Origin of the sequence: Pseudomonas sp. W3I7 (assembly GCF_030816095.1) — a bacterium.
Lineage (GTDB): Bacteria > Pseudomonadota > Gammaproteobacteria > Pseudomonadales > Pseudomonadaceae > Aquipseudomonas > Aquipseudomonas salomonii.
This window is the reverse complement of record NZ_JAUSXP010000001.1, coordinates 4851676-4870925: the sequence shown is the minus strand read 5'-3', so window position 1 is coordinate 4870925 and position 19250 is coordinate 4851676. Positions and strand designations below refer to the sequence as shown.

At 62.0% G+C, this 19250-nt stretch carries 17 protein-coding genes; 11 read left to right on the top strand and 6 right to left on the bottom strand.

What is annotated here, in order from left to right:
- Positions 1–59: 59 nt before the first annotated feature.
- Positions 60–839, top strand: a complete 780-nt coding sequence (gene fpr / locus QF043_RS22555) for a ferredoxin-NADP reductase (protein ID WP_003189055.1) — start codon at positions 60–62, stop codon at positions 837–839.
- 148 nt (positions 840–987) lie between these two features.
- Here fpr and tsaA read toward each other — a convergent pair whose 3' ends face one another.
- The 5 genes from tsaA to rimO all read right to left on the bottom strand — a co-directional run bounded on the left by tsaA (position 988) and on the right by rimO (position 5068).
- The gene (gene tsaA, locus QF043_RS22550; protein ID WP_056857590.1) at positions 988–1683 is read right to left on the bottom strand and encodes a tRNA (N6-threonylcarbamoyladenosine(37)-N6)-methyltransferase TrmO; all 696 of its coding nucleotides are present in this window, start codon (positions 1681–1683) and stop codon (positions 988–990) included.
- 3 nt (positions 1684–1686) lie between these two features.
- Positions 1687–2148: a DUF1456 family protein gene (locus QF043_RS22545; protein ID WP_307420244.1), complete on the bottom strand. Its 462-nt coding sequence runs from the start codon at positions 2146–2148 to the stop codon at positions 1687–1689.
- Between the two features lie 69 nt (positions 2149–2217).
- On the bottom strand, positions 2218–2928 hold the full coding sequence (locus QF043_RS22540) for an rRNA pseudouridine synthase (protein ID WP_058421638.1): 711 nt from the start codon (positions 2926–2928) through the stop codon (positions 2218–2220).
- 231 nt (positions 2929–3159) lie between these two features.
- Positions 3160–3627: a GNAT family N-acetyltransferase gene (locus QF043_RS22535; protein ID WP_307420243.1), complete on the bottom strand. Its 468-nt coding sequence runs from the start codon at positions 3625–3627 to the stop codon at positions 3160–3162.
- Positions 3628–3727: 100 nt separating this feature from the next.
- Positions 3728–5068 carry a 30S ribosomal protein S12 methylthiotransferase RimO gene (gene rimO, locus QF043_RS22530; RefSeq protein WP_058421640.1) on the bottom strand — a complete coding sequence of 447 codons (1341 nt, stop codon included), beginning with the start codon at positions 5066–5068 and terminating at the stop codon, positions 3728–3730.
- Positions 5069–5356: 288 nt separating this feature from the next.
- Here rimO and QF043_RS22525 point away from each other — a divergent pair, with 288 nt between their 5' ends.
- The 3 genes from QF043_RS22525 (at position 5357) to QF043_RS22515 (ending at position 9014) form a co-directional block, all read left to right on the top strand.
- Positions 5357–7258 (top strand): potassium transporter Kup, encoded by a 1902-nt coding sequence (locus QF043_RS22525; RefSeq protein WP_307420242.1) that lies wholly within the window; start codon positions 5357–5359, stop codon positions 7256–7258.
- A gap of 127 nt (positions 7259–7385) precedes the next feature.
- On the top strand, positions 7386–8492 hold the full coding sequence (locus QF043_RS22520; protein ID WP_056857579.1) for an NADH:flavin oxidoreductase/NADH oxidase: 1107 nt from the start codon (positions 7386–7388) through the stop codon (positions 8490–8492).
- Positions 8493–8828: 336 nt separating this feature from the next.
- Complete coding sequence (locus QF043_RS22515) at positions 8829–9014, top strand: hypothetical protein (RefSeq protein ID WP_307420241.1); 186 nt, start codon at positions 8829–8831, stop codon at positions 9012–9014.
- Positions 9015–9065: 51 nt separating this feature from the next.
- Here the strand turns inward: QF043_RS22515 and QF043_RS22510 are convergent, their stop codons facing one another.
- Complete coding sequence (locus tag QF043_RS22510) at positions 9066–10691, bottom strand: glucan biosynthesis protein D (RefSeq protein WP_307420240.1); 1626 nt, start codon at positions 10689–10691, stop codon at positions 9066–9068.
- Between the two features lie 304 nt (positions 10692–10995).
- Between QF043_RS22510 and QF043_RS22505 the strand changes: the two genes are divergently transcribed.
- The 7 genes from QF043_RS22505 to QF043_RS22475 all read left to right on the top strand — a co-directional run bounded on the left by QF043_RS22505 (position 10996) and on the right by QF043_RS22475 (position 19249).
- Positions 10996–11703, top strand: coding sequence for a tellurite resistance TerB family protein (locus tag QF043_RS22505; protein WP_056857576.1), 708 nt, complete (start codon positions 10996–10998; stop codon positions 11701–11703).
- Positions 11704–11877: 174 nt separating this feature from the next.
- Positions 11878–13500: a methyl-accepting chemotaxis protein gene (locus QF043_RS22500; RefSeq protein WP_056857575.1), complete on the top strand. Its 1623-nt coding sequence runs from the start codon at positions 11878–11880 to the stop codon at positions 13498–13500.
- On the top strand, positions 13500–14012 hold the full coding sequence (locus tag QF043_RS22495) for a chemotaxis protein CheW (protein ID WP_307420239.1): 513 nt from the start codon (positions 13500–13502) through the stop codon (positions 14010–14012). The genes QF043_RS22500 and QF043_RS22495 overlap by 1 nt, the downstream gene beginning before the upstream one ends.
- Positions 14009–15262 carry a protein-glutamate O-methyltransferase CheR gene (locus QF043_RS22490; protein ID WP_307420238.1) on the top strand — a complete coding sequence of 418 codons (1254 nt, stop codon included), beginning with the start codon at positions 14009–14011 and terminating at the stop codon, positions 15260–15262. Before QF043_RS22495 ends, QF043_RS22490 begins: the two co-directional genes overlap by 4 nt.
- Entirely contained in the window at positions 15259–15960 is a 702-nt protein-coding gene (locus QF043_RS22485) for a chemotaxis protein CheW (protein ID WP_307420237.1), read from the top strand. The genes QF043_RS22490 and QF043_RS22485 overlap by 4 nt, the downstream gene beginning before the upstream one ends.
- Positions 15957–18242 (top strand): hybrid sensor histidine kinase/response regulator, encoded by a 2286-nt coding sequence (locus QF043_RS22480; protein ID WP_307420236.1) that lies wholly within the window; start codon positions 15957–15959, stop codon positions 18240–18242. Before QF043_RS22485 ends, QF043_RS22480 begins: the two co-directional genes overlap by 4 nt.
- Positions 18239–19249 carry a chemotaxis response regulator protein-glutamate methylesterase gene (locus QF043_RS22475; RefSeq protein WP_307420235.1) on the top strand — a complete coding sequence of 337 codons (1011 nt, stop codon included), beginning with the start codon at positions 18239–18241 and terminating at the stop codon, positions 19247–19249. Before QF043_RS22480 ends, QF043_RS22475 begins: the two co-directional genes overlap by 4 nt.
- The last annotated feature ends 1 nt before the right edge of the window (position 19250 follow it).

Sequence of the window (19250 nt, the reverse complement as noted above, 5' to 3'; positions counted from 1 at the left end):
TGCTGTGCAATTGCGCATCTCAACTTTGGCGCAGACCCATTTCCAGGAGTTCCCCGTACATGAGCAACATGAACCACGAACGTGTCCTCAGTGTTCATCACTGGAACGACACGCTGTTCAGCTTCAAGTGCACCCGCGATCCGGGCCTGCGCTTCGAGAACGGTCAGTTCGTGATGATCGGCCTGCAACAGCCCAACGGCCGCCCACTCATGCGCGCTTACTCCATTGCCAGCCCGAACTGGGAAGAGCACCTGGAGTTCTTCAGCATCAAGGTGCCCGATGGCCCGCTGACTTCCCAATTGCAGCACTTGAAGGAAGGCGACGAGATCATCATCAGCAAAAAACCGACAGGCACCCTGGTGCTTGACGATTTGAAGCCGGGCAAACATCTGTACCTGCTCAGCACCGGTACCGGCCTGGCGCCGTTCATGAGCGTGATCCAGGACCCGGAAACCTACGAGCGCTTCGAAAAAGTGATCCTGTGCCACGGCGTGCGTTACGTCAACGAAGTCGCTTACCGCGAATTCATCACCGAGCACCTGCCGCAGAACGAATTCTTCGGCGAGGCGCTGCGTGACAAGTTGATCTACTACCCGACCGTGACCCGCGAGCCATTCGAAAACGAAGGCCGCCTGACCGACCTGATGCGCAGCGGCAAGCTGTTCAGCGACATCGGCCTGCCGCCGATCAACCCCGAGGACGACCGCGCCATGCTGTGCGGTAGCCCAAGCATGTTGGACGAGACCAGCGAAGTGCTGAACAGCTTCGGCCTGAAAGTTTCGCCACGTATGCGTGAGCCGGGTGATTATCTGATCGAGCGCGCGTTCGTCGAGAAGTAAACACTGCTCAAAAAAATGTGGGAGCCGGCTTGTGTGGGAGCTGGCTTGCCTGCGATGCAGACACCTCGGTCGCTCAGTTGAACTGAGGTGATGCTTTCGCAGGCAAGCCAGCTCCCACATGAGCGGCTCCCACAGTTGTTTTCGGCGTTTACTTGGCCGGTACCACTTCCAGCACACAGATGACACCCGCCTCTGGATAGTGCCAGCGCACATCCACATCCCAGAACTGCGCGCCGTATTCGCGCTCAGGCCCTGGCGTCTGATACGCCGGCCGTGGGTCCTGGGCCAAACACTGCTCGATCAACGCCACCAGCGGCTCATCAAGGCGCTGTGCATGGCCTTGCGCCTGCAACAGGGCGGCCTTCAGCCACTGCACGGGAATCAGCTGCGGCGCGCTGCTGGCAATATCATTGGTGGCAGTGTCAATGATGTCCGCGTACGGCACGTAGGGCTTGATATCCAACACCGGTGTGCCATCGAGCAAATCGATCCCGGACACCCATAAGCGGCCTGGCTCGACCTTATCCAGCTTCACCACCGACTGGCCAATGCCATTGGGCCGGTGTGTCGCACGGGTGGCAAACACGCCCATTGAGGCGTTGCCGCCCAGGCGCGGCGGCCGCACCTTGAGGCGCGGCTTGTCTTCCAGGGCCTGGTGGAACAAAAACAGCAGCCACACGTGGCTGACCTGCTCCAGCCCCTGCACCGCCTCGCCCTGGTCGAACGGCGCCACCAGCTCCAGCACGCCACGGGCGGCCGGCGCCAACTGCGGCTGGCGCGGGATGGCGAACTTCTCCTTGAAGCAGGAACGCACGAAACCGACAGGCGAGACCGAGTAACTCATGGCTTACGCACGAACCCGCAGGGTCAGGCCCTTGAGGAAGTTGCGCAGCAACTGATCGCCACAAGTGCGGTAGTTGGTGTGGCCGAACTTGCGGAACAGCGCGCTCAGTTCAGGCTTGGACACCGGGAACTCAGCCGCCTTGAGGATGGCGTGCATGTCGTCTTCCTTGAGTTCGAAGGCCACACGCAGCTTCTTGAGGATGATGTTGTTGGTCACCGGCGTTTCGATCGGCTGCGGCGCACGGCTGTCGTCCTTGCCACGCTTGAAGATCACCAGGCCATCAAGGAAGTGCGCCATGACGTCGTCCGGGCAGAACACAAAACCTTCTTCCTCGTCTTTCTTGAGGTAGGTCAGCAGGTCTTCCTTGGTGACGTCCATGCCGCCGAGCTTGATGATCTCGACCATCTTGTTGTCGCTGATGTCGAGCATGTAGCGCACGCTGCGCAATACGTCGTTGTGAATCATGGTGGGCAATCCTGGTATTCAACTGAGGGCACCGCGCTAGGTTGCCGGTGCCGGGAAAAGGGGAGCGGCTTAGAACTTTTCTTTGCCGGACAGGTAACGCCATTGGCCGACCGGCACTTTGCCGATGGACACGCCGCCAATGCGGATGCGACGGATGGCGATGACTTTCAGGCCGACCGCTTCGCAGAACAGGGCGATTACGCCCGGCTGCGGGTTTTTCAGCGCAAAGCGCAGACGGTTTTCGTTCTGCCAGCTGGCTTTGACGGCCGGCAGCTCTTTGCCTTTGTAGGTCAGGCCGTGGTTCAGGCGGTTGAGGCCGTGGGCAACCATGTCGCCCTCGACCTCCACCACGTATTCCTGCTCGATCTTGGCGGCATCGGCGGTCAACTTGCGCAGAATCTTCCAGTCCTGGGTAAACACCAGCAGGCCGCTGGCCTTGGCCTGCAGGTCGGCGCTGGCGGTCAGGCGCAGGAAGTGGCCCTTGAGCGGGCGCTTGCTGAAACGGTGCTCTTCGGACAGCGTCTCGGCGCTGATCGAGGCCATCGCCGTTTCCACATCCACGCCCACCGGGGCGTGCAACAGGATGGTCACGGGTTCCGGCACCGTGGCTTTAGCCTCTGGGTCCAGCTCGACCTTCTGGGTGGTGACCTTGAATTGCGGTTCGTCGATCACTTCACCGTCCACCGAGACCCAGCCGCCTTCGATAAACAGCTCAGCCTCCCGACGGGAGCAACCGACCAGTTCGATAAGGCGTTTGGAGAGGCGTATGGGGTCAGTCATGACAAGGGCCGTAGCAAAAGGGGGCGGCTATTGTACCTGTGTGGGCGCGGTTAATCCCGGACCCATTTCAGCGCGGTGGGTTTTTGTGGGCGCTGGCCTGTGTGGGAGCCGGGCTTGTGTGGGAGTCGGGCTTGCCCGCGATGCAGACACCTCGGTCGTGCATTTGGAATCGAGGTGATGCCATCGCAGGCAAGCCAGCTCCCACACAAGCCCGCTCCCACATTGGCGCTGTCAGCCACTGCGCCGTTGCTGTTGGCGCAAGCGCATATGCAGCAGCGGGTACGGCTGGCCGAGGCCATCATGCTCGGCACGTCCGACCACCTCGAAACCCTGCTTGAAGTAAAACCCCAGGGCCTGCGGGTTTTGCTCATTAACGTCCAGCGCCTCGGCATTCAGGTGCTCGATCGCATAACCCAGCAATTGCCGACCCAAGCCCTGGCCACGGTATTGCGGGTCGATAAACAGCATCTCGACCTTGCCCGCTGCCACCCCGGCAAACCCGGTGATGCGCTGGCGCGCGTCCTTGGTGCAGATCAGCATCACCGCGTCCAGGTAGCGCGTCAGTACCAGCGCCTTGAGCACGACGATGTAGCTGTCCGGCAGGAAGTCATGGGTTGCTCGCACGGAGTCTTCCCAGATTTGCGCCAATTGCGCGTAGTCGCTGGTTTTAGGTGTGTGGATAACCGAATGCTGACGCATGCCCGCTGCCCCTTGCCGATGATCGGCGCTGATGGGCAAACGATAGACCTAAAAAAGCCCCGCATCTTGCTCAGAGGCGGGGCTTTTAAGGTTTTTTTGATCAGTCGCGCTTTTCAGCCCACAAGTCGTACTCGTCGGCATCCGTCACGGTGCACCAGACCTTGTCGCCCGGCTTCAAGCCGCTGGCATCGTCGATAAACACGTTACCGTCGATTTCCGGCGCGTCGAAGAAGCAACGGCCTACTGCGCCTTGCTCGTCGACTTCGTCGATCAGCACTTCGATTTCCTTGCCGATGCGCAGTTGCAGGCGCGCCGAGCTGATGGCCTGTTGATGCGCCATGAAACGCTCCCAACGCTCCTGCTTGACGTCGTCCGGCACGATGGCCGCATCCAGCAGGTTGGCTGGAGCGCCTTCCACCGGCGAGTACTGGAAGCAACCGACGCGATCCAGTTGCGCTTCGGTCAGCCAGTCCAGCAGGTACTGGAAGTCTTCTTCGGTTTCGCCAGGGAAGCCGACGATAAAGGTCGAACGGATGATCAGCTCCGGGCAGATCTCGCGCCAGTTCTTGATGCGCGCCAGGGTCTTGTCTTCGAAAGCCGGGCGTTTCATGGCCTTGAGGACTTTCGGGCTGGCGTGCTGGAACGGGATGTCCAGGTACGGCAGGATCTTGCCGGCGGCCATCAACGGGATCAGTTCGTCGACGTGCGGGTACGGGTAAACATAGTGCAGGCGCACCCATACGCCCAGGCTGCTCAAGGCTTCGCACAGTTCGGTCATGCGGGTTTTCACCGGCGCGCCGTTCCAGAAACCGGTGCGGTATTTCACGTCGACGCCATAGGCGCTGGTGTCCTGGGAGATCACCAACAGCTCTTTAACGCCGGATTTGACCAGGCGCTGGGCCTCGTCGAGTACATCGCCCACCGGGCGGCTGACCAGCTTGCCGCGCATCGACGGGATGATGCAGAAGCTGCAGCTGTGGTTGCAGCCTTCGGAAATCTTCAGATACGCGTAGTGACGCGGCGTCAGCTTGATGCCTTGCGGCGGCACCAGGTCGATCAGCGGGTTGTGGTCCTGACGCGGCGGCACCACCTGGTGCACGGCATTGACCACCTGCTCGTACTGCTGCGGGCCGGTCACGGCCAGCACGCTTGGGTGCACGTTGCGGATATTGCCTTCTTCCACGCCCATGCAGCCGGTGACGATGACCTTGCCGTTTTCCTTGATGGCTTCGCCGATCACTTCCAGCGATTCAGCCTTGGCCGAGTCAATGAAGCCGCAGGTGTTGACCACCACCACGTCGGCGTCCTGGTAGGTGGACACAACGTCATAGCCTTCCATACGCAGTTGCGTAAGGATGCGCTCGGAGTCGACCAGAGCCTTCGGGCAACCCAGGGATACAAAGCCGACCTTGGGGTTGGCTTTTGCGATGGTGGTGGACATGTCTAACCTCGGTATTGAATGACGCCGCCAGTCGGGCACGACACGGCGGTAGACGGGCGCTTGGTGCGCCTCTGATCAAAAAGTGCGCAATTCTATCGGCGGGCAGCGCGCTTGACCAGCTTTATGCGGGGAAATGCGACGAGCGCTGCGCTATGCTTCGCGCCGTTGCGCACGGGTGAAACCCCGGGGTCAATAAAACGTCTGTTACGAGAAGTAAAACAGCGCATGCTAGGGTCAGCTTAGGCGCGTTGTTTATAAAGACCTCAGGTCAAAGGGCAGGAGTGGTTGATGGGTCAGGCAAATAGTCAGGCGGCAGGTGCCGAGCATTCCAATGCAAAGCCGATTGGCATGCTGGTGGCGGCGGTCGGGGTGGTTTACGGCGATATCGGTACCAGCCCGCTCTATACCCTTAAAGAAGTGTTTACCGGTGGTTACGGTGTGCAGGTCAACCATGATGGCGTGCTGGGTATCCTGGCGCTGATCTTCTGGTCGCTGATTTGGGTCGTATCGATCAAATACATGCTGTTCGTGCTGCGCGCCGACAACCAGGGCGAGGGCGGCATCATGGCGTTGACGGCACTGGCACGGCGGGCAGCAGGCACGCGCAAGCGCCTGCGCAGTTTTTTGGTGGTGTGCGGGCTGTGCGGTGCGGCGCTGTTCTACGGCGACAGCATGATCACTCCGGCGATTTCGGTGTTGTCGGCCGTTGAAGGCCTGGAATTGGCGTTCGATGGCCTGGAAAAATGGGTCGTGCCGATTGCACTGGTGGTGCTGGTGGCGCTGTTCCTGATCCAGAAACACGGCACCGACCGCATCGGCAAGCTGTTCGGGCCGGTGATGGTCACCTGGTTCCTGGTGCTGGGCGGCCTTGGTATCTATGGCATCACCTTGCACCCTGAAGTGCTCAGCGCGATGAACCCGATGTGGGCCGTGCGCTTCTTCGAAGCCCACCCAGGCATTGGCGTGGCGATCCTCGGCGCCGTGGTGCTGGCACTGACCGGCGCCGAGGCGCTGTATGCCGACATGGGCCACTTCGGCCGCAAACCCATTGCCCGCGCCTGGTTCATCCTGGTGTTGCCGGCGCTGGTGCTCAATTATTTTGGCCAGGGCGCCATGTTGCTCGGCGACCCGGAAGCTGCGCGCAACCCGTTCTACCTGCTGGCGCCGAGCTGGGCGCTGATCCCGCTGGTGGTGTTGTCCACCCTGGCCACGGTGATTGCCTCCCAGGCGGTGATTTCCGGCGCGTTCTCGTTGACGCGCCAGGCGATCCAGCTGGGTTACATCCCACGCATGCATATCCAGCACACCTCCAGCGCCGAGCAGGGCCAGATCTACATCGGTGCGGTGAACTGGTCGCTGATGGTCGGTGTGATCCTGCTGGTGCTTGGCTTCGAGTCCTCCAACGCACTGGCTTCGGCCTACGGCGTGGCGGTGACCGGGACCATGCTGATGACCACTATCCTGGTGTCGGCAGTCATGCTGCTGCTATGGAAGTGGCCACCGATCCTGGCGGTGCCGGTGCTGGTCTGCTGCCTGTTGGTGGACGGCCTGTATTTTGCCGCCAACGTGCCGAAGATCATCCAGGGCGGCGCCTTCCCGGTGCTCGCGGGCATTGTGCTGTTCGTGCTGATGACCACCTGGAAACGCGGCAAGCAGTTGCTGGTCGAGCGCCTCGACGAAGGCGGGCTGCCGTTGCCGATCTTTATCAGCAGTATCCGCGTGCAACCGCCTCATCGCGTGCAGGGCACGGCGGTGTTCCTCACCGCGCGGCCCGATGCCGTGCCCCACGCGCTGTTGCACAACCTGCTGCATAACCAGGTGTTGCATGAGCAAGTGGTGATGCTCACGGTGGTCTACGAAGACATTCCGCGTGTGCCTGCCTCGCGGCGCTTTGAGGTGGACGCCTACGGCGAAGGCTTCTTCCGGGTGATCCTGCATTTTGGCTTTACCGATGAGCCGGACGTGCCCGAAGCGCTGAAGCTGTGCCACCTGGACGATCTGGATTTCAGCCCGATGCGCACCACCTACTTCCTCAGCCGTGAAACGGTGATCGCCTCGCGCATCAAGGGCATGGCCCGTTGGCGTGAGAGCTTGTTTGCGTTCATGTTGAAAAACGCCAACGGTAACCTGCGCTTCTTCAAACTCCCGGTAAACCGGGTGATCGAGCTGGGCACCCAGGTCGAGATGTAATCTCTTGCAACACGGGAGCCGGCATTCGGCTCCCGCTTTCCTTTCTGAACCCTGTGCAATCCAGCGTTGTCGACTAGGCTCTAAGCACTGTTTGAATAGTGCCCACAGAACCCAGAAGAGGTGCGCCATGAGTCAGCTGCTCGAACCCTACACCCTCCGTCAATTGACCCTCCTCAACCGCATCGCGGTCTCGCCGATGTGCCAATACTCGTCCGACGATGGCCTAGCCAATGACTGGCACCTGGTGCACTTGGGCAGCCGCGCCGTCGGTGGCGCTGGGCTGATTTTTACCGAAGCCACCGCCGTCACCGCCGATGGCCGCATCACCGCCCAGGACCTGGGCCTGTGGAACGACGCGCAGATCGAACCGCTGCAACGCATCACCCGCTTTATTGCCGCCCAAGGCGCGGTGGCGGGCATCCAGCTGGCACATGCCGGGCGCAAGGCCAGCACTCACCGGCCGTGGATCGGCAAGCACGGCAGCGTCAAGCCGGAAGACGGCGGCTGGGTGCCGGTGGGCCCTTCGCCGATTGCCTTTGACCCGAACCACACGCAACCCAAGCCACTCGATGAAGGGCAGATCCAGCAGGTGATTGCCGATTTTGTCGCCGCCGCCAAGCGTGCGCTGACCGCCGGTTTCGAAGTGGTGGAAATCCACGCCGCTCACGGTTACCTGTTGCACCAATTCCTTTCGCCGATCAGCAACCAGCGTCAGGACCACTACGGCGGCTCGTTTGAAAACCGTATCCGCCTGGTGCTTGAAGTGACCAAAGCCGTGCGCGCTGTGTGGCCCGAGGAGCTGCCGCTGTTTGTGCGGGTGTCGGCCACCGACTGGGTCGAAGACGGCTGGAACCCCGATGAGACCGTGGAGCTGGCGCGCCGCCTCAAAGACCTGGGTGTGGACCTGATCGACGTGTCCTCCGGTGGCACCGCCGCCAACGCCGAGATTCCCACCGGCCCCGGCTACCAGACGCGGTTTGCCGAGCGCGTGCGCAAAGAGTCGGGTATCGCCACCGGCACGGTGGGCATGATCACCGAACCGGCCCAGGCCGAACATATCCTGCGCACCTGCCAGGCCGACATCATCTTCCTTGCCCGTGAGCTGTTGCGTGACCCTTACTGGCCGCTGCATGCCGACGATGACCTGGGCGGGCGCAAAGCCATCTGGCCTGCGCAGTACCAGCGGGCGACTCACCGTGATCAGCCGATTCATGAGTCTGACCTGAGGGATTGAACCCGCGCCTGCGTTCAACAAACCCACCCAATTCGGTGGGTTTTTTGTTGCCCGCGTTTAACGCAAGCCTGATCCGCAGTGGTACGCGCAAGAGTTTCACGATATCCACCTTTAGCGGCCGCTGCGTGCGAAAGGGTTGTAGGTATTTGTTACCGAAGTAATTTTTTAAGTGAATACTCTAAAAAAATCCCACACGTCACGAGATTGTTTCTACGCTTAGGGTAAGTGTGATTTCTGGCCCAGGGAGTCAGGCTGTTTGTCCTTGAAGTCACTGCGCTTCATGAGCGTTGGGAATGGGCACCAGGAGTAATTGACTGATATCAGGAGTAACGGTCCATGACCAAGTCTTATGGTGTAGCGGGTGCGGTGGCGTCTTTTTTGAGTCGCCGGATGTCCTTGCGGGGGCGAAGGTTGAGTTCGGATGAGGTGGAGTTGCTGGCGCAGTATCGCGCCCTCACCGAAAACGATCAGGTGGCGATGCGCTACTTGATCGGCGCAATGAAGAGCGTGTCGCGGTTTTAACCGGCACAAGCTCGTTCCCACGCTCGCGTGGGAACGCTCTGTTGGCGCGTATCAGCTGTACTTGCGCTGATCCGGTGCCGGCGGGAAGTACTGATACAGCCAGGTTTCACTCAAGGTGCGGTCCTGGGTGCGGATAAACAGCCGCAGCTCCACCGGCTCTACGCTGTCGCTGGTCGGGTACCAATCGAACAGAATGCGATAGCCCTTGATGTTGTCCAGCACCAGCACGCTGAAGTCTTTGACTTCACCGTGGGAGCAGGTCACCACCGGCTCGATTCCAGTGCCGGCCGGCAGGCGATCCAGGCCACCGCCCTTGAAATCCACGGCAAAGCGGCGCGCCCACACGTCGGGGTAATGCTCGCCCGGTGCCCAGCCTTCGGTAAAACCGCCCATGCCGGAACGGGTGGCATCCACTTGCGCCAGCGGTGTGCTTACCGGCGGCAGTGCGCTCCAGTACAGCTTGTAGCCATAGTTGAGTGATTCGCCAGCGGCCACGGGCTTTTTCGGGGTCCAGAAGGCCACGATGTTGTCCAGTGTTTCGCCGGTGGTGGGGATTTCCAGCAGGTCGATCGAGCCTTCGCCCCAGGCGGTGGTCGGTTCCACCCACAGGCTTGGGCGCTTGCTGTACCAGTCCACGGTGTCCTGGTAGCTGGCGAACTCATGGTCGGTCTGCACCAGGCCGAAGCCTTTCGGGTCGGTGTCGGCAAAGGCGTTGAACTGCAGCTTGGCCGGGTTGTTCAGCGGGCGGCAGATCCACTCGCCGTTGCCACGCCACATGGCCAGGCGGTCCGAGTCGTGGATTTGCGGGTGGATGGTGTCGCATATCCGCCGTTCGTGGGTGCCGCAGCTGAACATGCTGGTCATGGGCGCGATGCCCAGTTGCTCGATGGCGGTGCGCGCATTGATGTGCGCGTCGATGGCCATGACCACCTGGCTGGCCTGGCAGTCGATGTCAAAACGGTAGGCGCCAGTGGCGCTCGGCGAGTCGAGCAGGGCGTAAACCACAAAGCGCGTGGCGTCCTTGCTTGGGGTTTCGAACCAGAACTGTGTGAAGTCGGGGAATTCTTCGCGTTTTTTCGCGTAGGTATCGATCGCCAGGCCGCGTGCGGAGAGGCCGTACTGGCCGGATGCGTCCACCGCACGGAAGTAGCTGGCGCCGAGAAACGACAGCACGTCATGGCGATCCAGTTCCGGCGCCTTGAACAGCTTGAAGCCGGAGAACCCCAGGTCGCCGGTCAGCTGTTTGGTGTCCACCGTGGTCTTGGCATAGTTGAACAGCGAAGGGCGGAAATGCACCTCGCGGGCTTCGCGGGTCTTGGGGTCGACGCTGTGCATGCGCACCGGCGTCTTGAAGCCCATGCCGACGTGGAAGAATTGCACGTCAAGCTGGCCGTTCAGTTCCTTCCACAGCGAATGGTTGCCGTCGTAGCCAATGGCATTGAAATTCTGTGGGGTCATGGTTGCCAGTGTCGGCGGCAGCACCTGTTTGGTGTCTTTATACGCGGTGGCGGCGAGCTGCTTGGCCTGGGCCTTGAGCGTGTCGAAGTCGAACGCCACGGCCTTGCCATCGGCGGCACGGTTCCCGGCCCAGGCCTGCGCGGCCAGCAGGCCGCTGGCCGACAAACCGGTGTAAGCCGCAATGGCCATGGACGCTTTGAGCAAATTCCTGCGGTGCATAGAGACAACCTGTCGTGAGCAAATCCCGCGCCGTTCCTGGCACGTAACGGATCAGAAATAACGGTTCGGACATGCCTTCGACCAAACGCAACGGACAATAAACAGACGCCGGATAGCTTAAGCGGTTCGATGCAGAAGGAAAATTGATTGATGGCGGGGTGATGGCGTTGCATATGAAACAAGACGTTTCCAGCTTGTGCTGTCGGCGTTACATCTGGAAGCACTCTAGATCGTGGCTTTTTGGCACTTAGTTTTACGCTGGGGGCCTATTGGTCCTACGAACCCAAGTGTCTGGAGGCTACGCATGAATACCCGTGGATTGCTCGATCAGTTGCTCAAATCCGGCCAGGACATGTTGCAAAACAAAGCAGGCGGGCAACGCAAATCGGACGACAAAAGCGCCCTCGGCGGCTTGCTCGGTGGCGGCGGGCTCGGCAGTTTGCTCGGCGGTGCGGGCGGCGGCGCCCTGGCGGCGGGTGCGATGGGGCTGTTGCTGGGGAATAAAAAGGCACGCAAATTCGGCGGCAAGGCGCTCACCTATGGCGGGCTGGCGGCACTTGGCGTGATCGCCTACAAGGCCTACGGCAACTGGCAGGCGCAGCAGGCCGGCGCGCCCCAAGGCGAGCCGCAAACCATCGACCGCCTGCCGCCGGCCCAGGTCGAGCAACACAGCCAGGGCATTCTCAAGGCGCTGGTCGCTGCCGCCAAAGCCGACGGGCATGTAGACGAACGTGAGCGTGCCCTGATCGAAGGCGAATTCACCAAGCTGGATAACGACCGTGAACTGCAAAGCTGGCTGCACGCCGAGCTGAACAAGCCTCTGGATCCCGCCGATGTGGCGCGGGCAGCGAGCACCCCGGAAATGGCCGCCGAGATGTACATCGCCAGCGTGATGCTGGTGGACGAAGAAAACTTCATGGAAAAAGCCTACCTGGACGAGCTGGCCCGCCAACTCAAACTTGAGCCCGGCTTAAAGGCCGAGCTGGAAAAACAGGTACGGCTTAACCAATAAGTCCCGGCTCAATGAGCGCTCCCACGCGTTGCGTGGGAGCGCAGCCCGTGACGCTCTGCGTCACCTGCGCAGTGTTTTTGCGTTCTGTGAGCGCTACATCAAAACCTGTTGATTAATGCGGGCACCCGCTCAGCTATACTCCTCGGCATTTGATCGGCCCTTCGAGGAATTACTGTGAAGAACTGGACCTTGCGCCAACGGATCTTGGCAAGCTTTGCGGTCATTATCGCCATCATGCTGTTAATGGTTGTGGTCTCTTATTCACGGTTGCTGAAAATCGAGGAGGGTGAGAATTCGGTTCGGGATGACGCGGTGCCTGGGGTGTACCTCAGCTCGATGATTCGCAGCGCCTGGGTCGACAGTTACCTGGATACCCTGCAATTGATCGGCCTGCGCGACGACAAAGGGTTGACTGACGCCGACAAGGCCGATTTCAAATCCTTCGAAGCCCGCGTCGTGCAGCAGATGGCCAATTACGCACAAACCATCCGCGGTGACGAGGATCGCAGTCAGTTCGACCGGTTCGAGGCGCTGCACCAGGCCTACAACAAGAGCCTGGCCGTCGTGCTCGACAGCCTGCAACGGGGCGATCTGGCCGGCGCGCGCAAGGAGTTCGACACCCAGTTGACGCCGACCTGGACCGCAGGCCGCATGAAGCTCAACGACATCATCACCGATAACAAGAATGTCGCCGACCGCGCAACCAACGCGATCGATGACGCAGTATCCGCCGCGAAAATCAGTATGTTCGTGTCGCTGGCTGTGGCCATCCTCGCTGCCGGCCTGTGCGGCCTGCTGTTGATGCGCGCGATCATGGCGCCGATGAATCGCATCGTCGAGATTCTCGAAACCATGCGCACGGGCGACCTGAGCAAGCGTTTGAACCTGGAGCGCAAGGACGAATTCGGCGCTGTCGAAACCGGCTTCAATGACATGATGACCGAGCTGACCGCCCTGGTCTCCCAGGCCCAGCGTTCATCGGTTCAGGTGACCACCTCGGTGACCGAGATCGCCGCCACCTCCAAGCAACAACAGGCCACGGCCACCGAAACAGCGGCCACCACCACCGAAATCGGCGCGACGTCGCGGGAAATTGCCGCCACGTCCAAAGACCTGGTGCGCACCATGACCGAAGTGTCCACCGCCGCCGACCAGGCCTCGGTCGCCGCCGGTTCCGGCCAGCAAGGCCTGGCGCGCATGGAGGAAACCATGCATTCGGTGATGGGCGCCGCTGACCTTGTGAACGCCAAGCTGGCGATCCTCAATGAGAAGGCCGGCAACATCAACCAAGTGGTGGTGACCATCGTCAAAGTGGCCGACCAGACCAACCTGCTGTCGCTCAACGCCGCCATCGAAGCCGAGAAGGCCGGCGAGTACGGACGCGGGTTTGCCGTGGTGGCCACCGAAGTGCGCCGCCTGGCCGACCAGACCGCGGTGGCCACCTACGACATCGAGCAGATGGTGCGCGAGATCCAGTCGGCGGTGTCGGCGGGCGTGATGGGCATGGACAAGTTCTCCGAAGAAGTGCGTCGCGGCATGTTCGAAGTGCAGCAAGTGGGCGAGCAGCTGTCGCAGATCATCCATCAGGTGCAGGCCCTGGCGCCGCGGGTGTTGATGGTCAACGAAGGCATGCAGGCCCAGGCCACCGGCGCCGAGCAGATCAACCACGCGCTGGTGCAACTGGGCGATGCCAGCAGCCAGACCGTGGAGTCCCTGCGCCAGGCCAGCTTTGCCATTGATGAACTGAGCCAGGTCGCAGTCGGTCTGCGCAGCGGCGTATCGCGTTTCAAAGTCTGATGAGCGACCTCGCGGCTAAACGCGGCGCCGTCCCGGCAGCGAAAAAGGCGTTGTTCCTGGTGTTCCGCATCGGTGGTGAACGCTACGCCCTCAAGGCCACGGAAGTGGCCGAGGTGTTGCCGCGCCTGCCGCTCAAACCTATCGCCCACGCACCATTGTGGGTGGCGGGGATCTTTGCTCACCGTGGCGCAATGGTGCCCGTCGTCGACCTGTGTGCGTTGACCTTCGGCACAGCGGCCCAGGCGCGCACCAGCACCCGGCTGGTGCTGGTCAATTACCAGCCGCAACCCTGGATCGAGGCACGCTGGCTGGGGCTGATCCTGGAGCAAGCCACCGACACCCTGCGTTGCGACCCGGCCGAATTCCAGCCTTATGGCCTGGCTAACCGCGAGGCGCCGTACCTGGGGCCAGTGCGTGAAGATGCCTTGGGCTTGATGCAATGGGTCGGCGTCGCCGACCTGCTCACCGATGATGTGCGCGCCTTGCTGTTTGCCAGTGAGCTGAGCCTATGAGCAACGACCCGCGCTTCTTTGCCTTCTTGAAAGACCGTATTGGCCTGGACGTCGCCTCGGTGGGCGAGGCGATCATCGAGCGAGCCGTACGCCAGCGCAGCCAGACCGTGCAGGCGCAGACCGCACAAGAGTACTGGCAGCATTTGCAGAGTTCCCATGATGAGCAGCAGGCGCTGATCGAAGCGGTGATCGTCCCCGAGACCTGGTTTTTCCGCTACCCCGAGTCCTTTGTTACCTTGGCGCGTTTGGCCAAGGAGCGCCTGGCGGCGATCAAGCAGATGCGCGCCCTGCGTATTCTCAGCCTGCCATGCTCCACGGGCGAAGAGCCTTATTCGATTGCCATGGCCTTGCTCGATGCTGGGCTTGCGCCGCACCAGTTCAAGGTACTGGGGCTGGATGTCAGCCCGCTGTCGGTGGAGCGCGCCAAGCGTGGCGTGTACGGCAAGAACTCCTTTCGCGGCGGTGATATCGAGTTTCGCGAGCGTCACTTCAGCGAACAGCCCGATGGTTTCCATATCGCCGAGCGGGTGCGCGAACAAGTGCGCCTGCAAGTTGGCAACTTGCTCGACCCGGCGTTGCTGACGAATGAACCCAGTTACGATTTTGTATTTTGCCGCAACCTGCTGATCTACTTCGACCAGCCCACCCAGAAGCAAGTGTTCGATGTGCTCAAGAGCCTGACCCACGAAGACGGCGTGCTGTTTATCGGCCCCGCCGAAGGCAGCCTGTTGGGGCGCCATGGCATGCGTTCGATTGGCGTGCCGCAATCCTTTGCATTCAGCCGGCATGCCGAGCCGGTCAAGCCTGAACCGGTGTTTGTGCCCCTGCCCATCCCCCAACGCAGCGCGGCGCCGATTCCGGCCAAGCCGCGCCCGTTCAGCACGGTGAGTGCCCAGGTGGTGCCGATCAAGGCGCCACACAGCGATGCGGGCGACTTGCTCAGCCGCATCGCCACGCTGGCCAACGAAGGCAAAAGTGCCGAGGCCCGCGCTGCGTGTGAACAGTATTTGAGTAACCACCCGCCGGCCGCCCAAGTGTTTTACTGGCTGGGGCTGCTCAGCGACGTGGCCGGCAGCGCCCTGGAAGCCCAGGGTTATTACCGCAAAGCCTTGTACCTGGAACCGCAGCACCCGCAGGCCTTGATGCACCTGGCCGCATTGCTCGAGTCCCAGGGCGACAGCGCGGGCGCGCGCCGCTTGCAGGCGCGGGCCGCGCGCAGCGAGCGGGCAGACAGTGAGTCCAAACGATGAATAACCTTGATGCGCTCGACACCGCAGGCCTGGACCTGACCCTGGCCGACACCCAAGCCATCGACGACTGCTGGAACCGCATCGGCATCCATGGTGACAAGTCCTGCCCGTTGCTCGCCGAGCATATCCACTGCCGTAACTGCTCGGTGTACTCCGCCGCCGCCACGCGCCTGCTTGACCGTTACGCGTTGCAGCAGGGCGACCGGCAGGCGTATGCCGTCGCGGAAGTTGACGAAAACATCGTCACCCGTTCGATTCTGATGTTCCGTCTGGGTGAAGAGTGGCTGGGCATTGCCACCCGATGCCTGGTGGAAGTGGCGCCACTGCAGCCGATTCATTCGTTGCCACACCAGCGTTCCCGCGCATTACTGGGCGTGGCGAATGTGCGCGGTGCACTGGTGGCGTGCCTGTCACTCGTGGAGCTGCTGGGGCTGGACCCTGCCAGCACCGGCGCAAGCGGCGCGCGGGTGATGCCGCGCATGTTGATTATTGCCGCCCAGGACGGCCCGGTGGTGGTGCCGGTGGACGAAGTAGACGGCATCCATGCCATCGATGAGCGCACCTTGAAGGCCGCGTCGGCCTCCGGCACCCAGGCCAGTGCGCGCTTCACCCAAGGCGTGTTGCAGTGGAAAGGCCGCAGCCTGCGTTGGCTGGACGAGGCGCAATTGTTGTCTGCCGTGACCCGGAGCCTCACATGACCCCCGACCAGATGCGCGATGCCTCGCTGCTGGAACTGTTCAGCCTGGAAGCCGATGCACAAACCCAGGTATTGAGCGCGGGCCTGCTGGCTCTGGAGCGCAACCCCACCCAAGCCGACCAGCTTGAGGCGTGCATGCGCGCCGCGCACTCGCTTAAAGGCGCGGCGCGGATTGTCGGCGTGGACGCGGGGGTCAGCGTGGCCCACGTGATGGAGGACTGCCTGGTCAGCGCCCAGGAAAGCCGCCTGTACCTGCAACCTGAGCATATCGACGCCTTGCTGCAGGGCACCGACCTGCTGATGCGCATCGCCACGCCGGGCAATAACGTAGGCCCGGCGGATATCGAAGGGTATGTGGCGCTGATGGAACGCCTGCTGGATCCGTCGCAGCCGATCGTTCAAGCCGCACCGGTCGCCGTCGCCACTCCGGAACCTGCGCCTGCGCCGGTGATTGACCCGCTGCCGCCGGAGCCAGAGCCCGCGCCGCCTGTCAGCACTGACCTGCCGCGCCCGAACAGACGCATGACCGAAGGCGGCGAGCGCGTGCTGCGCGTCACCGCCGAGCGCTTGAACAGCCTGCTCGACTTGTCGAGCAAGTCCTTGGTCGAGACCCAGCGGCTCAAGCCTTACCTGGCGAGCCTGCAACGCCTCAAGCGCATTCAAAGCAACAGCGCGCGCGCCCTGGACACGCTCGATGGCCAGCTCAAGGCGATGGACTTGAGCCTGGAAGCCCAGGAAGCCCTGGCCGACACCCGCCGCCTGTTGAGTGAAGCCCAGGCATTGCTGGCGGATAAAACCGCCGAGCTGGATGAGTTCGGCTGGCAGGCCGGGCAGCGTGCCCAAGTGCTTTATGACACTGCGCTGGCCTGCCGCATGCGGCCATTTGCCGATGTGCTCGCCGGCCAGGTGCGCATGGTGCGCGACCTTGGCCGCAGCCTCGGCAAGCAGGTGCGCCTGGAGATCGAGGGGGAAAAGACCCAGGTCGACCGCGACGTATTGGAAAAACTCGAAGCGCCGCTCACGCACTTATTGCGCAATGCCGTCGACCACGGCATTGAAATGCCGGAGCAGCGGGTGTTGGCAGGCAAACCCGCCGAAGGCTTGATCCGCCTGCGCGCCTCGCACCAGGCCGGTTTGCTGGTGCTGGAGTTAAGCGATGACGGCAATGGCGTCGATCTGGAACGCCTGCGCGGCACTATCGTCGACCGGCACCTGTCACCGCTGGAAACCGCGCTGCGCTTGAGTGAAGAAGAGCTGCTGACCTTCCTGTTCCTGCCGGGCTTCAGCCTGCGCGACAAGGTCACCGAGGTGTCCGGGCGCGGCGTCGGCCTGGATGCGGTGCAGCATATGGTCCGCCAATTGCGCGGCGCGGTGGTGCTGGAACAGACGGCGGGGCAGGGCAGCCGTTTCCACCTGGAAGTGCCGTTGACCTTGTCGGTGGTGCGTAGCCTGGTGGTGGAAGTCGGCGAGGAAGCCTATGCCTTCCCGCTGGCGCATATCGAACGCATGTGCGACCTGGCGCCGGATGACATCGTGCAACTGGAAGGCCGCCAGCATTTCTGGCACGAAGGCCGGCATGTCGGCCTGGTGGCCGCCAGCCAGTTATTGCAGCGCCCGGCGGGGCAGAGCAATGACGAAACCCTGAAGGTGGTGGTGATCCGCGAGCGTGATGCGGTGTATGGCATTGCGGTGGAACGTTTTATCGGCGAACGCACCCTGGTGGTGTTGCCGCTGGATGACCGCTTGGGCAAGGTCCAGGATATTTCCGCCGGTGCTTTGCTCGATGACGGCTCGGTGGTGTTGATCGTCGACGTCGAAGACATGCTGCGTTCGGTGGATAAATTGCTCAACACTGGCCGCCTGGAGCGTATCGCCCGGCGCAGCCAGCAGGCCACCGAAGCACCGCGCAAGCGCGTGCTGGTGGTGGATGACTCGCTCACCGTGCGTGAGCTGCAACGTAAATTGTTACTTAATCGTGGTTATGAGGTGGCGGTCGCCGTCGATGGCATGGATGGCTGGAACGCACTGCGTTCCGAAGACTTCGACCTGCTGATCACTGACATTGATATGCCTCGTATGGACGGGATCGAATTGGTCACACTCTTGCGCCGTGATAGTCGCCTGCAATCGTTGCCGGTGATGGTGGTGTCGTACAAGGATCGCGAAGAAGACCGGCGCCGTGGGCTGGACGCCGGCGCCGACTATTATCTGGCTAAAGCCAGTTTCCACGACGACGCCTTGCTGGATGCCGTGATGGAGCTGATCGGGGGCGCACGGGCATGAGGATTGCGATCGTCAATGACATGCCCCTGGCGGTAGAGGCGCTGCGCCGTGCCTTGAGTTTCGAACCGGCGCACCAGGTGGTGTGGGTGGCCAACAATGGCCTGGAGGCCGTACAACGCTGCGCCGAGTTGACCCCGGACTTGATCCTTATGGACCTGATCATGCCGGTGATGGACGGCGTGGAGGCCACGCGGCAGATCATGGCCGAGACCCCATGCGCTATTCTGCTGGTGACCGTCGACCGCCAGGCGAATATGAGTCGCGTGTTCGAAGCCATGGGCCATGGCGCCCTGGATGTGGTGGACACCCCGGCGCTGGGCGTGGGCAACCCCAAGGATGCGGCGGCGCCGTTGCTGCGCAAAATCCTCAATATTGGCTGGCTGATCGGCCAGCGAGGCAGCCGCGTACGCGCCGACACCGCGCCTGCACGCGCGCCCGGCAAACGTCAGAGCCTGGTGGCGATTGGGTCGTCGGCGGGCGGCCCGGCCGCCCTGGAAATCCTGCTCAAGGGTTTGCCCCGCGATTTTCCCGCCGCCATTGTGCTGGTGCAGCATGTGGACCAGGTGTTCGCCGCCGGCATGGCCGAATGGTTGAGCAGCGCCTCCGGCCTGCCGGTGCGCCTGGCGCGAGAGGGCGAGCCGCCACAAAGCGGCGTGGTGCTGCTGGCCGGTACCAACCACCACATTCGCCTGTTGAAAAATGGCACGCTAGCCTATACAGCGGAGCCGGTGAACGAGATTTACCGGCCGTCCATCGACGTGTTTTTCGAGAGCGTCGCCAGCCACTGGAATGGTGATGCCGTCGGCGTGTTGCTGACCGGTATGGGGCGCGACGGGGCCCAGGGCCTCAAGATATTGCGTGAACAAGGCTATTTGACCATCGCCCAGGATCAGCAGAGCTGTGCGGTGTATGGCATGCCCAAAGCGGCGGCGGCCATTGATGCTGCTGTTGAAATTCGCCCACTGGACAGCATTGCGCCCCGATTGCTGGAGGTATTTGCAAAATGAT

Excerpts from the sequence above, each read along its gene's own strand:
- QF043_RS22540 (WP_058421638.1), bottom strand. The coding sequence starts at position 2,928 with ATGACTGACCCCATACGCCTCTCCAAACGCCTTATCGAACTGGTCGGT.
- QF043_RS22545 (WP_307420244.1), bottom strand. The coding sequence starts at position 2,148 with ATGATTCACAACGACGTATTGCGCAGCGTGCGCTACATGCTCGACATC.
- QF043_RS22485 (WP_307420237.1), top strand. The coding sequence starts at position 15,259 with ATGAATAACCTTGATGCGCTCGACACCGCAGGCCTGGACCTGACCCTG.
- QF043_RS22475 (WP_307420235.1), top strand. The coding sequence starts at position 18,239 with ATGAGGATTGCGATCGTCAATGACATGCCCCTGGCGGTAGAGGCGCTG.
- QF043_RS22520 (WP_056857579.1), top strand. The coding sequence starts at position 7,386 with ATGAGTCAGCTGCTCGAACCCTACACCCTCCGTCAATTGACCCTCCTC.
- QF043_RS22525 (WP_307420242.1), top strand. The coding sequence starts at position 5,357 with ATGGGTCAGGCAAATAGTCAGGCGGCAGGTGCCGAGCATTCCAATGCA.
- rimO (WP_058421640.1), bottom strand. The coding sequence starts at position 5,068 with ATGTCCACCACCATCGCAAAAGCCAACCCCAAGGTCGGCTTTGTATCC.
- tsaA (WP_056857590.1), bottom strand. The coding sequence starts at position 1,683 with ATGAGTTACTCGGTCTCGCCTGTCGGTTTCGTGCGTTCCTGCTTCAAG.
- QF043_RS22495 (WP_307420239.1), top strand. The coding sequence starts at position 13,500 with ATGAGCGACCTCGCGGCTAAACGCGGCGCCGTCCCGGCAGCGAAAAAG.
- fpr (WP_003189055.1), top strand. The coding sequence starts at position 60 with ATGAGCAACATGAACCACGAACGTGTCCTCAGTGTTCATCACTGGAAC.
- QF043_RS22510 (WP_307420240.1), bottom strand. The coding sequence starts at position 10,691 with ATGCACCGCAGGAATTTGCTCAAAGCGTCCATGGCCATTGCGGCTTAC.
- QF043_RS22480 (WP_307420236.1), top strand. The coding sequence starts at position 15,957 with ATGACCCCCGACCAGATGCGCGATGCCTCGCTGCTGGAACTGTTCAGC.
- QF043_RS22490 (WP_307420238.1), top strand. The coding sequence starts at position 14,009 with ATGAGCAACGACCCGCGCTTCTTTGCCTTCTTGAAAGACCGTATTGGC.
- QF043_RS22515 (WP_307420241.1), top strand. The coding sequence starts at position 8,829 with ATGACCAAGTCTTATGGTGTAGCGGGTGCGGTGGCGTCTTTTTTGAGT.
- QF043_RS22505 (WP_056857576.1), top strand. The coding sequence starts at position 10,996 with ATGAATACCCGTGGATTGCTCGATCAGTTGCTCAAATCCGGCCAGGAC.
- QF043_RS22535 (WP_307420243.1), bottom strand. The coding sequence starts at position 3,627 with ATGCGTCAGCATTCGGTTATCCACACACCTAAAACCAGCGACTACGCG.